Genomic DNA, 12,839 nt, shown 5'->3' on the forward strand with positions numbered 1-12,839 from the left:
AGACGAAGAAGGCGGCCGGAGGTTGAACGATTTTACGATTTCCTTGATTTCGCCCAAGCGACGAAAGGCCGGCGAATCGAAACCGCGCCAGCCTTCATTTTATACGAGCGAGTAAATCCAGTAATAAAATTCGTTCCAGGCTCTGTTTTCGCCCTCCTGCTCGAAAACAAGCCGCACCGTAATATCCGTCTTGCCCGCCGTATATCTGGAAGGAATCTCGAATTCATCCTCCAGCCAGCGCTTGTACGGGTTGCGGTCGGCGAAGTACCAGCTGCGAGATTCGACGCGCTCGCCGTCGACGAATACGCGCGCCCGCTGCCGGCCCGTGATCTGGTCTGACCTGCGGCGCAGCCGGACGCCGACGTTGCGCGGATCGATCGCGACCGTGAACTCGCTGTAGCCTTCGGTCTCTCTGCCCAAATCCTTCAGCAGGCGACGCGTGCCGTCCTCATAGCCGCTCTCCAGCGTATAGCTGCCGCGTCCGCCGATTGCCGCGTAACCGTGCGCTTCCTCGGAGCCCCGGTCCCCGACGTCGAGCTCGTCGGTGAGCAGCATGCCGGGCGAATTTACGCCGTAGTAGAACAAAATGCCCGAATGCCGCAAATATTGATTGTTATAATCTCCCGACTCGATGCCGAACACGAGCTTTTCCCTGAATGGATAGCAATCGCCCGCGCACAGCCGCACCATCGACCAGGGGTTGTCCGGCAGCCCGTCGTACCCGCTCGAGGGATTCGTCTCCGGCGGGGTCGGGAAGCCCCAGCCGTAGCAGACGTAGCTCTCCGAGCCGTCGCTCTCGACCTGCGGCGTCGCGATGCCGTCGATGAAGACGCGAACGTCGCCTTCGCAGCTGACGATGCCGGGCTTGCGGGCAAGCGCCGTGACCTGCGCGGCGACCATATGCCCTTTTCCTTCGATCCGCCCGATGACGGCATCCGCTCCGCGCGTCGCCTCGGATTCACGGTAGGACGAGGAACGATAGTAGCCCGCGCGGCCTTCCGGGTATCTCGAGAGGGAGGCTTCCTCAGTCATGCAACGGATGTCCCACCTGGCGATTCGCAGCGTCTCTGCGCTCTTGTTGACGAGCTCGACCTTTGCGCCCCGCCAGAACGGCATCGGGAAATAGTTGTACGAAACGCCGTCCGCGCGAGTGCCGTGAGAGAGCACGCCGATCGCGTTGACGCCGAGCTCGTTGCCGAAAAAGGCGCCGAGCGGGCAATCTACGTCGGGCCTCTCATGGCCGTCCCACGTCGCTCGGATCCATAGATCGTTCGCGCGGATGCCTGGCGTCTCTGCCAGCATCGAGACGATGCAGCCCGCCCCCCTGCGCCTCGAAGACGACGGCCGATTCCCCCGCCGATATCGTCAGATCCCGTCGCACGGTCGCAGCGGACGCGATGTCCGGCTTCGGATCTTCGCCGACGCGCGACCACGGGCCAAGGACGCGTTCGTACGATTCGTTTCCGGTAAACGTAGTGAGCTCGTCATCGGGTTCGGCGTACGAATGATAGACGACATGTCCCCATCCGCCGTCGCCTTTGTTCGCGCCTTTCAAGCGAAGATCGGTCGTAATTTTGCACGAACTCGCATACGGCATCGGCACGAAGCTGCGCACGACGCGGATCGGGCCGCGACCGCCTTCTTCCGGCCCGAGATACGCGCCTGCGAGCGGCGCGACGAACGGCGCTTTCGATCCGAATTCGGAATGCCTGATTTCAAACCGGGGCAAAGCCTCTCCGTCGAAGTAAAATCGAAACGTCGGCTCCGGGCTGTCCGGATACCGGTGCTGCACGAAGTTGTAAATGCAGCCCGGACCGTCGACGTCGAAGATCACGTACTCGTTGGCGTCCTTGTACAATAGCCAGTCCCAATCCGCGTTGTAGCCTTGTTTGTCGATGCTGCCTTCGTAGTGGACCTGAACGCCGTCCCGCAGCAGGGGCAGCAGATCGAATCGCTCCAGGCTGGCAAGACCCTTCGGCGGCTTAATATCTTTGTTCATGAATCGGTCTCCTCCGCGTCTGCACGTAATGGGCATACGGCTCCGCTGCCGCTGCGCCTTCCCCTATATTAGTGTTTTTCGCGGGGGGAACGGCTTGAAGGATTTCGGGAATTTTTTGCTATTTAACGCAAGTCCCAGCCTGGCGCGCGAGAAAAAACACCTTCCCGCAAGAAGGTGTCTCGAAGGCTTGTACGCGAGCGGCGCAATCTAAACGATAAACGGATTGCGCCACTCCATGAGCGCCGCGTTGCCGCGCGACTCTTCGTCGTCAAGGTAGCCGTGCGCGACGCCGACCGGGATCCGTCCGCACCGGATCAGGAAGGAGACGACCGGATCCCGAAGCCGCCCCAACTTCACTTCCTCCAGGTACTGCTCGGGCGTCATTCGATCCGCGTGATTGTGATAGCCGGGCATACGTCCGCCGCTCAGCAACCGACGGCAGCCGAGATGAACGACCGTCTCGTGCATCGACTGGATGAGCCATTTGCCGAGTCCGAGCGAACGATAGGCCGGCCTGACGCAAAGATCGACGACATAAAGGGTATCTCCGTCCGGCTCGTGATTGCGAATGTAGCCGTTATCCGTCGCCTCCGCCCAGATGTGCCCGTCGCCGTGCGCGAGCGTGCGCCTGAGCGCCGTCATCGAGCCTGCGATCAGGCCGTCTACGGCAACGCAGAGCGCGCCTGCGGGAAATCGTCTCACATGCTCCTCGAGCTGCGCTTCGTTCCACCACAATTCGGGCGGGTACGGCGGCGGGAAGCTTTCTGCTTGAACCTCGATCAACGCCCTGAAGTCATCCCGCGTATAGGGCCGAATCTCGGCCTCGGCCGTCCGGCTCCCGTCCGATACGATGATGCGTTTGCGCATGTCGATCCTCCATTCTTACTGCTGCTGCCAATCCGTATACAGATCGACCCTGCGGTCCCGCCAGGTCGTGACGGAGCCCGCTTCGCGGACTTCGTCCAGCAGCGACAGGTCGAGATCCGCCGTGATCAGCATATCCGCGTTCATATCCCCTTCGCTAAGAATGCCTCCCGGCGGAAAAGGAATATCGTTCGGCGCGATGACGGCGGCCTGTCCGTAGTTCGCGCGCATGAAGTCGACGCGGGTCAGCGAGCCGACCGTTCCCGTCGTCACGACGTAGATTTGATTTTCCACGGTTCTGGCATGACAGCAGTACCGCACCCGGTGAAAGCCGTGCCGGTCGTCGGTGCAGGACGGGCAAAAAATGACGTTCGCGCCTTTGGCGCGCACCATCCGCACGATCTCCGGAAATTCGATGTCGTAACAAGTGAGCAGGCCGATCTTGCCGAACGGCGTGTCGATCACCTCGACGCCGTCGCCGGGCTGCACGTTCCAAGCTTGCACCTCCGACGGCGTAATATGAAGCTTGTCCTGCATATGCCAACTGCCGTCCGGCTTGAACAGAAACGCCGTATTGCGGAGACCTTCTTCCCGCCTCGTCACGTGCGTTCCCGCGAACAAGTACATGCCGTACTGCCGCGCGAGGCCAGAGAACAAACCCGTATAGAGTTCCGTATATTCTGGGAGCGTGTCGATCGGACGGCCAGCGCCGCTCGCCTCTTCGCCGATACCGAGCAGCGGCGTCGTGATAAACTCGGGGAACAGCACGAACTGCGAGCCGTATTCGGCCGCGTTGCGAACGTAGTGTTTGACCTGCGCGCTCCATTGCTCGACGCTATCGACATCCTTCAGCGCGAACTGAACGGCGGAAACTCTCATTTTCATCGGTTCCATCCCTCTCTTTCCTTCTCCTCATTATATCGGGTGCGCGGCAGCTCGCAAACCGCGTTTCGCGCATGAGAGAATTCTCATCTCGTTCTAAGAAATCGACAAGAGCCGCATAATTATGCGGCTCTTTCTTTTTTGGAAAATCATAGGATGTTTGGCATCTGTTATAGTTGGGTTAAACAAATAGGCCCTAGCGAGCCGCACCCATCGGACGGAGGATCGCCTCACAACATGAGCATGAATATGACCAGCCGAATGATCCGCAAAATCGCCAGCCTGGGACTTTGCGTAGCCATTGCCGTTTCCGGTACGCTTTTATCATCCGCACCCAAAGCCGCCGCAGCCGCTCCTAATTCCGTCAAAGCCGACAAAATCATTACGTTTGGCAAAAAATATTTGGGCGTGAAATACCGCCTTGGCGCGCCATCCGGCTCGACCCAGATGTTCGACTGCTCCAGCTTCATGCAATATATTTTCGGAAAATACGGCGTCAAGCTCCCGCGCGTCTCCAGCGCGCAAGCGACCAAGGGCAAGACGGTAGCCAAGTCCGAGCTTAAAAAAGGCGATCTCGTTTTCTTTGAATCCAGCAACAGCTCCAAAATCGGACATGTCGCCGTCTACATCGGCAACAACAATATTCTTCATACCTACGGCAAACCGGGCGTCACCATCACGAGCTTGAGCGCCGCCTATTGGAAGAGCCATTACAAAACCGCGAAGCGCGTACTCTAGCAGCGCATCTGCCTCGCGCCTATATAATAAGCCTTCGTTTCCCCGCCCGGCGGCGGCGTGACGAAGGCTTTTTCGCGCGCCTCGGGCAGCCGCGACAAAACAAGCCTTTATTTGTACGGGAGCGCGATCGCGATCGTCGTGCCGCTGCCGGGCTTGCTGAATACTTCGACCGTTCCGCCGTGCAGATCGATGATCCGCTTGGCGATGGACAGCCCGAGACCGCTGCCGCCCGTCGCGCGATGCCGCGCCTCGTCCACGCGGTAAAAACGTTCAAAAAGATACGGAATCTCGTTTCCGAAATGCCGATGCCGTAGTCCGTGACTTCGATGCGAACCGTATTTTTTTCCGAACGGATGCGTACGTCGATCGGTTCCTTGCTGTACTTGATCGCGTTGTCCAGGAAGATCAGGATCATCTGCCGGATCTTGTCCTTGTCGCCGACCATTTGAACCGTGCCCGAGCCGGCATGTACGCGAATGTGGCGAAGGAACGTAGCCCGCAGCACGCCGGACAGGTCATTGACGATGGAGACGATATCGAATCGGCTCTTGTTCAGCCAGTCGTCCTGCTCCGCCTCCGCCAGCGTCAGCATCGAAAGCGTCAGCTTCTTGAGCCGCTCGGTCTCGCGCGCGATCGCCTCGATCGCCTCGTCGCGCACCGTGACGTCGTCCCGGCCCCAGCGCTTGAGCATGTCCGCGTAGCTGCCGATGACGGTGAGCGGCGTCTTCAGCTCGTGCGAGGCGTCCGCGACGAACTGCTTCTGCCGCTCGATCGTCCGGTCCAGCCGATCGATCATCTGGTTGAACGCGCGGATGAGCTGCTGAAGCTCCACCGACTCCTCGCGGCCCATTTTCACCCGCTGGAGCTTGCCGCTCCGGTCGATCTCCCGCATCGTCTGGACCATCTGCCCGATCGGTCCGGTCAAGCGGGAAGTGAACCAGTAGGTGCCGAGGATGGCAAATATGATCGCGCCGACGCTCGTCACGCTGAGCGCGCCGAGGAGAATCTGAAGATACCCGTCAAGCGCGGTCAAATACCGCGCGCTGTCGATCTGCCCGACGAGGCGGTGATTGTCGTAAATCGGCACGGACCAGGTCAGCACGCGGTGTCCGTCCACCTTAATGGTGTCCGAGTGCGACACCGTACGGACTGCCTTGGGCAGGGCGAGCAGCTGCTTGTCTACGCCGACCGAATTCACCACCCGCGAATCCGGCGTGACGATGCGCATCATCTCGTTGACATTATACATATCCTTCAGCAGCGCGGCGTCGTCGATGCCCGTCATCTCGTTTTTGCGCAGCGTCTCCATCACGAGATCTGCCTTGCTGGAGAGCAACTGCAGCTCGCCGCGCGTCGTCACCTTGATGACGAAGTAATAAACGAACACATTGTACAAAATCAAAATAAAAATCAACCAAAAAACGGTAAAGAGCGTGAAGCGGAGCCTCAGCGTCATACTTCGGGCTCCTTGAGCATATAACCTACGCCGCGAACGGTATGTAGCAGCTTATGCCGGTACCCCTTGTCCATTTTTTGCCGCAAATAACGGATGTAAACGTCGACGACGTTCGTATCCCCGATATATTCGTACCCCCACACGTCGGATAAAATCTCGTCCCGCGTCTTCTCCGTGCCCTTGTGCCGCGCCAAGTAGAGCAGCAGCTCGAACTCGCGGGGGGGTCAAATCGATGCCGTGGTCCTTGCGATACACCTTGCGCGTGATCAGCTCGATCGTCAGGTCGCCGATCTTGAGCGCGTCTTCGCTCTCGCCTTCGCGCGAAGCCTTGAAAATCCGGAGCAGGTTCCGCACGCGAGCGAGCAGCTCTTCCATCGCGAAGGGCTTGGTCACGTAGTCGTTGGCGCCATGCTCGAAGCCGCTGACCTTGTCAGGAACGGTGTCCCGGGCCGTCAGCAGGATGACGGGCACCGCGTTGTCGTTCTGCCTGAACCTGCGCAGTACCTCGACGCCGTTCAAGCCGGGAAGCATCACGTCCAGCAGGAGCAGATCCCATTCGCCGCTCAGCGCCATCTCCAGTCCCGTTCGTCCGTCGGCCGCGCGGCCCACCTCGTAGCCTTCGTGCTTCAGCTCGAGCTCTAAAATGCGCGCGATGCCGTCTTCGTCCTCTATGATCAAAATACGTTCGCTCATGATCGTCCACCTCTGTCCCCACGTTCTTCGGAATCTCGCGAAAAAACGCCTGAATCCGCTGACATCTATTGTACCATGACGACCTTGCGAGATCGAATGGATGAAGCATACATTCCGGGAAGACGCTGGTTTCAACTCGGAAGGATAGCGCTTTTTCCGTCGATTCGTCTGGCCGGCGGGCGATTCAACGAAGCAGATGGGCGCAAAAGGCGTCCGCGTCGGCCGCCGCTCGCTTCGGCAAAGCGACGGCACCGCCCTGCCACAGCCAAGACGCAACTTCCGACGGCGGCAAATGCGGCACCGCGAGCTTCGGCCGTTCCGGGAAAAGGCGGAGCCACTCGCCGCGTCCGGAAAAGTCCATGTCGCGGTTCGCGATCCAGCCCGTGGATGCGCCGGCGCGATACGACGCCGCGAGCAACTCCATGCAGCCGCGCTGCCGTCGCTCCGTCCACTTGACCGGCAGCGGGTCGGCCACCGCGTAGACGGCGTCCGCATGCGCAGCGAGCCAGGCCGACACGCGGGCATCCTGCCAGGCGCCCGATACGTCGAGCAGGACGAGCGGCGCGCCGGTCCCGTCCAGCCAAGAGGCGAAGCCCGGCGCCGGCGCGCCGCCGGGCGGCTCTTCGGGACGAAGCGGATAATAAACGGCATGCCCCTCCCGCCATGCCGGGGACACGGACCCGGCGCCGGCCGGATCCGCGAACACCGCGCGATCCGGCATTCGCCGCCCGCCGTCCAGCCAGCGGTAAAGCTCGGGCTCGCTCCCGGGGCACTCCGTCAAGGCGTGCGCGACGCCGAGACGATTCAGCCGCGACGACAGCATGCGCGCCACGAAGGTCGCTCCCGCCCCGGGGTAAGCGGACAATACCGCCGCGATTCGAACCGCTTTGCCGCGGTGACCGGTTACGGCGCCGAGTCCGCCTGCGGACTGTCTGCCGTTCGGCATCGCGATGGGTACGCCCGGCTCGAGAGCTTCCCCGTAAGCGACAAATGGTTGCCATTCGCGGACGACTTCGGCGGCGCTGTCCGGCCGGTCTTCGGGCTGCTCGGACAGCAGCCGCTCCACGGACGCGACGAAACCCGGCGGGATGTCGCGCTGCCAAAGCGGCCGGCCGGCGGAGCTTGTGCGGCTGAAGAAACCGCCGCCCGTAAGCAAGTAATAAGCCAGGCCGCCGAGCCCGTACAGATCCGTCCTGGCGTCGCTTTGCTCGCCGCGCAGCTGCTCCGGCGCCGCGAACGCCGGCGTGCCGAGCATCAGCGTATCCTGAGCCGCGCCAGGCTTGAACTCTCTCGCGATGCCGAAGTCGATCAGAATCGCGTCGTCCCGGCCGTCGATCATGACGTTCGCCGGCTTCAGGTCGCGGAAGACGACGAGCGGCCGCTGCGCATGCAAATACTGCAGCGTGCGCGCCAACTGGAGCAAGTAACGCAGCGCCTTCGCAAACGGCAGCGCCATTCCGTGCCTTCGCATCCGCTCGGCGAGCGTCTCGCCTTCAACGTAGGTCATGACGATCAGCGCAAGACCCTGATCGTCCGGCGGCTCGTAATCGACGATCTCAGGCAGGCCGGGATGGCGCAAGGCGCTCAGCAATCTGGCCTCGTCGATAAACCGTTCGGCGCCGTCGTACGTACGCGTCAACTTGAGCGCGAGCAGCCGCCCGCCCAGCTTCAGGTCCTCCGCCAAATACACGCGGGCCATCCCGCCTCGGCCCAGTCCGCCGACGATTCTGTACCGGTTCGATACAAGCTGACCCAGCTCGAAAGCGGGGAGCGGACGCCGCGCATTTTCTCCCTTCACGCCCCATACCTCCCTTCGCAACAAACGCATGGAATACAAAAACCCGCGCAAAACCGCTTCCCCAAAGGGATTCGGTTCGGCGCGGGATGCTTTCCCGTGCGTATGTCGTTCTTATTGCTCCGATTATAGCATGCCGCGATCTTCGAGGGAAGGCCGATCCCGATCCTCGATCGGAGAAGCATCGCTCAAAGGCGTTACTTGCGCATCCACACCGTCGCTTCGTCCCGGTTGTGGAACAGTTGCTTGACTCTTCGAATATCGAACGTCTCCTCGTAAGACCCGAGCAGGTCGGCGATCGTCTGCATCGGCTTTTTTGTACATCAGCTTCAACGTGACGATGACGGAAGCGCCCGCCGACAGCGCCGGCGCCAGCTGCTTCACGATCCGGGCCGTATGGTGCGGATCCCAGCTCATGTCGCAGACGAGCAGGTCGAACGTCCCCGGCGCGAAGGACAGATCGGCCGCGTTCTGCCGCAAATGGCGAAGTCTGGGATGACCCGCCAGCGACTCGTCCATCTCCGCGGGATCGACCGCCGTCACGCGGAGGCCGCGCTCCAACAGCACGGACGCCCAGCCGCCCGGCGCCGCGCCGAGATCGAGCGCGTTCGTGAAACGTTCGAAAGGCAAGTCGAATGTCTGCTCCGCTTCGAGCAGCTTGAAGGCCGCGCGGGAGATGAGTCCTTCCTCGCGGCGAAACCGAACGGCGCCGCCCGGCCAGTCGGACAAATTGTCCGCAGGAGCGGACAAGCCGAGAAAGAGGCTCCGCTTCGACGCGTATACCGACACGATCCACTTCGCGCCGCGGGATACGGTCTCCGCTCCCGACTCCAGCAGCGCCGGCACCATGAGGTCGCGGGCCTCGGCGGACGAGAAGGGGAACGGGCTGTCCTGGGACTTGCGTACCTGGACCGCGACTTTGGCGCCTTTTACTTCGCCGGCCAGCGAGCCCGCGAAGCGAACGAGGGCTGACGCGACTTCCTCCGCTTGCTGCGGAATATCGAGCTCCTCCCGCACCGGGAACAAATGACGCAAAAAAACGGGCTCGTCCATGCGGAGCTGGCGAACCAGCTCGCGGTCGTCCGCGCCGGCGACGGCAAGTTTAAATGTCTCGCCGGGCGCAAGGCCCGACAACGAGACGTCCGGCCAGCGCCTGCGCAATTCCTCCATCGCAAAAGGCGCGAATCCGGGGTTGCTCGTTCCGATGAATGCCGTCACGCTACCCCTCCTTTTCAACCGTAATCCAAGGTCTGTCTTCTACCCAACGCACGTTGACCGGCACCTCGTAGGCGTCGCGCAGCAGCTCGGCCGTCAGCACCTCTCGCTTGGGACCGGCAGCGATGATACGCCCTTCGGCCATAAGCGCCACATGCGTAAACAAAGGCACGATCTCTTCGATATGATGCGTCACGTACAAGATACCCTCGACGCGCTTGGAGAGCGATTCCAGCGAATCGAGAAATTTTTCCCGCTCGAACAGGTCAAGTCCGGCGCAGGGCTCGTCCATGATCAGCAGCTGCGGGTCTGCCATCATCGTCCGGGCGAGCAGCGCCTTTTTCCGTTCGCCCTGGGACAGCGTTCCGAACGGCTGCCCGGCGCGCGAACCGAGACCGACGCGGTCAAGCTCCGCCAGCGCCCTCGCTTTGATTTCTTCGGAAATTTCTTCGTAAATGCGCAAGTAAGCGTTCATCCCGCCGACGACGATCTCCCAGACCGGGTCGCGCGGAATGAGCTTTTCGATCAGCGACGGCCCGATGTTGCCGATCTTTTTGCGCACCTCGCGCACGTCGACGCGTCCGTAGCGGTTGCCGAGAATGTCGACCGTACCGCTCGTCGGGAACAAATAGCCCGTGATCATCTCGAGCAGCGTGGACTTGCCGCAGCCGTTGCGGCCGAGGAGCACCCAGCGCTCTCCCGCCTTGACCGTCAGGTCGACGCCGCGCAAGATCTCCCGTTCTTCGCGGCGCCATACGATATTTTTAAGTTCGATCATGATCGTTTTCCCTCTCCCCCGAACGATTCGGCGAGCCGCGCCCTGATCTCCACGACCGATCCGAACCGGTATACCTTATTCCATGCGCCGTCCTGACGCCTTAGCAGCAGGCAGGGAACGCTCTCGATCTGAAAAGCTTCCGCCATTCCGGGCATGAGGTTGATGTTCGCCGAAGCGATCCGAACGTCCGTCAGCGACGCTTCGGCCACCTCGAGCATTCGTCTCGCGAGCGCGCATGTGCCGCATAGCGGCGTATAGACGAAAAGCGCAAGCGCGCCTTCCGACGCTTCGATTTCCCGCCGCCAGGTCCTCGCTTCCCATTCCGTCACGGCGATTCGTCCTTCCCCGTCTTCGCGCCTTTGGCCGCCGCTTCGAGTACCGACGGGGGCATCGGCCCGTCGTGCACGATCAGGCCGGCAATGCCGGCTTCGCGCAGTCCCCTGACCATCTGGGCGCGGCCCATCATGCTGGAGGAGTGAACGTACACCTCTCGCGGAAACGTGCCGGCGGCGATTAGCCCGGCGACGACTGCAAAGCCGTTCGGATGCCCGTATCCGAGCTCGTAATCGAGCGACAGGATATCCACCTCGCATTCGCGAAGCAGCAGCAGGCATTCCTCGGCCGTGCGCGCCGGCACGAACCCTGCCGGACAAGGCCGAACGTCGTCCAAATAAACGTTAATCACGTTAATCGTCCCCCTCGCTCATCAGCTTGCGGACGCGGGCGATCTGCTTTTCATGCGTGCCGTCCGCTTCCGGCGGCGTCTCCATGACGACGGGCACCCGGCGTATCTCGGGAGAAGATAGCAGCTCCCGGAAGCTATCGTCGCCGATATAGCCCTCTCCGATCGGCGCGTGACGGTCCCTGCGCGAGCCCGTAGGATAGCGCGAATCGTTCAAATGCACGGCTGCGAGATGCTCCCAGTAGCCGAGCTTCGAGGCGCGCTTGCGAAAATCGGCCCAATCCGCGCCGTTCCATTCGCCGCTGGCGTACAAATGACAAGTATCGAGGCAGAAGCCGATCTTGTCCGGATAAGCGGACAGCGAGCGAATCTGAACCATTTCCTCCGGCGTCTTGCCGGCATCGCCATGATTGCCCGCCTGATTCTCGAGCAGCAGCTTCGCCTTGCCGTCCCAACGGGCCAGCGTACGGTCGAGCCAGGCGATCATGTCGCGATAACCCTGAAGGGGATCGCCGCCACGGATGACGCCGAAATGAATGACCGTGCCGATCGATCCGCACGCTTCGGCGATCGCCAGATCGCCCAGCACGCACCGCTCCATTTGGGCGGCGGAGTCGCCGGTCGAGGCGGGATTGATCGCGTAGGCGGAGTGGCCGAGCGAGACGATCCCCTCTTCCTTGCAGTACGCCGCGCAGCGGGACGCGTCCGCCTCGTCGACGGGCTTGGAGAAGAGCGTGCGCGGGTTGGACGGGAAGTACTGGAAGGCGTCGCCGCCCATGCGCGCCGCGGCGCGGGCGGCCTCGTACAGTCCGCGCCGCGTGCTGACATGGCTGCCTACGGCCGGCATGCTAGGCTTCCTTCTGGCACGCCGGGCAGTAGAACATTTTTCGACCCGCCAGCGTTTCCAGCACGATCTCGTCTCCCGAACGGGGGGCATGGCTCGCCGCCGCGATCGTAAATCCGCAGCTTGTCCAGAAATCCGCCGGTCGTCTCGTCCTTCTCCGTCAACGGATGCTCCATATATCCGCCGCCGGACGACGCTTCCATCAGCACTTTGCGCATGGACGCGTACAGCGCGGAGATCTGCTCTTCATTCAGCGCCGAAATCTGCGAGGCCGGGTGGATCATGGCGTCGAAGCAGATCTCGTCCGAATAGCAATTGCCGATGCCGGCGAGAAACTTTTGATCGGTTAGAACCGGCTTAAGCCGCCCCCGCCTTTTCTTCAACCGCGTCGCGAACGCCGCTTCGGTCAGGCGCGGGTCCATTGGATCCGGCCCCAAGTCGTGCAGACGCTCCAGCACCGCCTTGGCGCTGAGCCGATGAAGAAATCCGAGCCGCAAGCCTGCGAAAAACAGCCGGTTGCCGTCGTCCAGCGTCAGGATGACTTGATAGTGATCGTCGCTCTTCGGACCGTCTTGTCCGAAGAACATCCAGCCGCCGAGCATCAAATGCAGCAGCAGCCGATTGCCGTCGTCCAGATGGAAGAGCAGGTGCTTGCCTTTTCGCTCCACGAACAAAATTCGCTTGCCCTTCAACGCGTCTATGAACGATTCCGGGGATTCGTTAATCGTCTTCTCGCGGTTCACGACGACCTCCCTGATCATCTGCCCGCATACGAGCGGCGACAGCAATCTTCGGTAGGTGTCCATTTCCGGCCATTCCGGCATGATCGTTCATCCCTTCTCCAGCCATCGCGCGGATGGCCTGCTGTCGTCTAACTTTTTTTCGAATCCGTA

Annotated in this window: 13 protein-coding genes and 1 pseudogene; 1 reads left to right on the forward strand and 13 read right to left on the reverse strand. The window is 61.5% G+C overall.

All coding sequences use genetic code 11. The features are described 5' to 3' along the window. Window positions 1–99 precede the first annotated feature (99 nt). From OMP38_RS00750 to OMP38_RS00765, 4 genes are all read right to left on the reverse strand, one after another. Window positions 100–1,302, reverse strand: a complete 1,203-nt coding sequence (locus OMP38_RS00750) for a DUF2961 domain-containing protein (RefSeq protein ID WP_277563481.1) — start codon at window positions 1,300–1,302, stop codon at window positions 100–102. After that, window positions 1,235–1,999 (reverse strand): hypothetical protein, encoded by a 765-nt coding sequence (locus tag OMP38_RS00755; protein ID WP_277563482.1) that lies wholly within the window; start codon window positions 1,997–1,999, stop codon window positions 1,235–1,237. The genes OMP38_RS00750 and OMP38_RS00755 overlap by 68 nt, the downstream gene beginning before the upstream one ends. A gap of 207 nt (window positions 2,000–2,206) precedes the next feature. After that, window positions 2,207–2,866 carry a GNAT family N-acetyltransferase gene (locus OMP38_RS00760; protein ID WP_277563483.1) on the reverse strand — a complete coding sequence of 220 codons (660 nt, stop codon included), beginning with the start codon at window positions 2,864–2,866 and terminating at the stop codon, window positions 2,207–2,209. Window positions 2,867–2,881: 15 nt separating this feature from the next. Continuing rightward, window positions 2,882–3,748, reverse strand: a complete 867-nt coding sequence (locus OMP38_RS00765; protein ID WP_277563484.1) for a carbon-nitrogen hydrolase family protein — start codon at window positions 3,746–3,748, stop codon at window positions 2,882–2,884. A gap of 240 nt (window positions 3,749–3,988) precedes the next feature. On the opposite strand from OMP38_RS00765, the gene OMP38_RS00770 reads away from it, so the two are divergent. Next, on the forward strand, window positions 3,989–4,483 hold the full coding sequence (locus OMP38_RS00770; RefSeq protein WP_277565125.1) for a C40 family peptidase: 495 nt from the start codon (window positions 3,989–3,991) through the stop codon (window positions 4,481–4,483). A 19-nt stretch (window positions 4,484–4,502) separates the two neighbouring features. Here OMP38_RS00770 and OMP38_RS00780 read toward each other — a convergent pair whose 3' ends face one another. The 9 genes and pseudogenes from OMP38_RS00780 to OMP38_RS00820 all read right to left on the reverse strand — a co-directional run bounded on the left by OMP38_RS00780 (window position 4,503) and on the right by OMP38_RS00820 (window position 12,770). Next, window positions 4,503–5,939 carry a sensor histidine kinase gene (locus OMP38_RS00780; protein ID WP_477100066.1) on the reverse strand — a complete coding sequence of 479 codons (1,437 nt, stop codon included), beginning with the start codon at window positions 5,937–5,939 and terminating at the stop codon, window positions 4,503–4,505. Further along, window positions 5,936–6,632: pseudogene (locus OMP38_RS00785) on the reverse strand (response regulator transcription factor). The gene OMP38_RS00780 and the pseudogene OMP38_RS00785 overlap by 4 nt, the downstream one beginning before the upstream one ends. Before the next feature lie 184 nt (window positions 6,633–6,816). Continuing rightward, entirely contained in the window at window positions 6,817–8,430 is a 1,614-nt protein-coding gene (locus OMP38_RS00790; RefSeq protein ID WP_277563485.1) for a serine/threonine-protein kinase, read from the reverse strand. Between the two features lie 123 nt (window positions 8,431–8,553). Beyond that, the gene (locus tag OMP38_RS00795) at window positions 8,554–9,645 is read right to left on the reverse strand and encodes an SAM-dependent methyltransferase (RefSeq protein ID WP_277563486.1); all 1,092 of its coding nucleotides are present in this window, start codon (window positions 9,643–9,645) and stop codon (window positions 8,554–8,556) included. Window position 9,646: 1 nt separating this feature from the next. Beyond that, window positions 9,647–10,420, reverse strand: coding sequence for an ABC transporter ATP-binding protein (locus OMP38_RS00800; RefSeq protein ID WP_277563487.1), 774 nt, complete (start codon window positions 10,418–10,420; stop codon window positions 9,647–9,649). Next, the gene (locus OMP38_RS00805) at window positions 10,417–10,749 is read right to left on the reverse strand and encodes a thioredoxin family protein (protein ID WP_277563488.1); all 333 of its coding nucleotides are present in this window, start codon (window positions 10,747–10,749) and stop codon (window positions 10,417–10,419) included. Before OMP38_RS00805 ends, OMP38_RS00800 begins: the two co-directional genes overlap by 4 nt. Further along, window positions 10,746–11,105 carry a cyclic-phosphate processing receiver domain-containing protein gene (locus OMP38_RS00810; RefSeq protein ID WP_277563489.1) on the reverse strand — a complete coding sequence of 120 codons (360 nt, stop codon included), beginning with the start codon at window positions 11,103–11,105 and terminating at the stop codon, window positions 10,746–10,748. Before OMP38_RS00810 ends, OMP38_RS00805 begins: the two co-directional genes overlap by 4 nt. A 1-nt stretch (window position 11,106) precedes the next feature. Next, window positions 11,107–11,949, reverse strand: coding sequence for a deoxyribonuclease IV (locus tag OMP38_RS00815; RefSeq protein WP_277563490.1), 843 nt, complete (start codon window positions 11,947–11,949; stop codon window positions 11,107–11,109). Beyond that, on the reverse strand, window positions 11,937–12,770 hold the full coding sequence (locus OMP38_RS00820; protein WP_338130377.1) for an Fpg/Nei family DNA glycosylase: 834 nt from the start codon (window positions 12,768–12,770) through the stop codon (window positions 11,937–11,939). Before OMP38_RS00820 ends, OMP38_RS00815 begins: the two co-directional genes overlap by 13 nt. Window positions 12,771–12,839: the final 69 nt, after the last annotated feature.

Source organism: Cohnella ginsengisoli, from assembly GCF_029525555.1.
GTDB lineage: Bacteria > Bacillota > Bacilli > Paenibacillales > Paenibacillaceae > Cohnella > Cohnella ginsengisoli.

Coding starts and splice junctions, on each gene's coding strand:
- OMP38_RS00755 (WP_277563482.1), bottom strand. CDS start 1,999: ATGAACAAAGATATTAAGCCGCCGAAGGGTCTTGCCAGCCTGGAGCGA.
- OMP38_RS00770 (WP_277565125.1), top strand. CDS start 3,989: ATGAATATGACCAGCCGAATGATCCGCAAAATCGCCAGCCTGGGACTT.
- OMP38_RS00815 (WP_277563490.1), bottom strand. CDS start 11,949: ATGCCGGCCGTAGGCAGCCATGTCAGCACGCGGCGCGGACTGTACGAG.
- OMP38_RS00820 (WP_338130377.1), bottom strand. CDS start 12,770: ATGCCGGAATGGCCGGAAATGGACACCTACCGAAGATTGCTGTCGCCG.
- OMP38_RS00780 (WP_477100066.1), bottom strand. CDS start 5,939: ATGACGCTGAGGCTCCGCTTCACGCTCTTTACCGTTTTTTGGTTGATT.
- OMP38_RS00760 (WP_277563483.1), bottom strand. CDS start 2,866: ATGCGCAAACGCATCATCGTATCGGACGGGAGCCGGACGGCCGAGGCC.
- OMP38_RS00750 (WP_277563481.1), bottom strand. CDS start 1,302: ATGCTGGCAGAGACGCCAGGCATCCGCGCGAACGATCTATGGATCCGA.
- OMP38_RS00800 (WP_277563487.1), bottom strand. CDS start 10,420: ATGATCGAACTTAAAAATATCGTATGGCGCCGCGAAGAACGGGAGATC.
- OMP38_RS00765 (WP_277563484.1), bottom strand. CDS start 3,748: ATGAAAATGAGAGTTTCCGCCGTTCAGTTCGCGCTGAAGGATGTCGAT.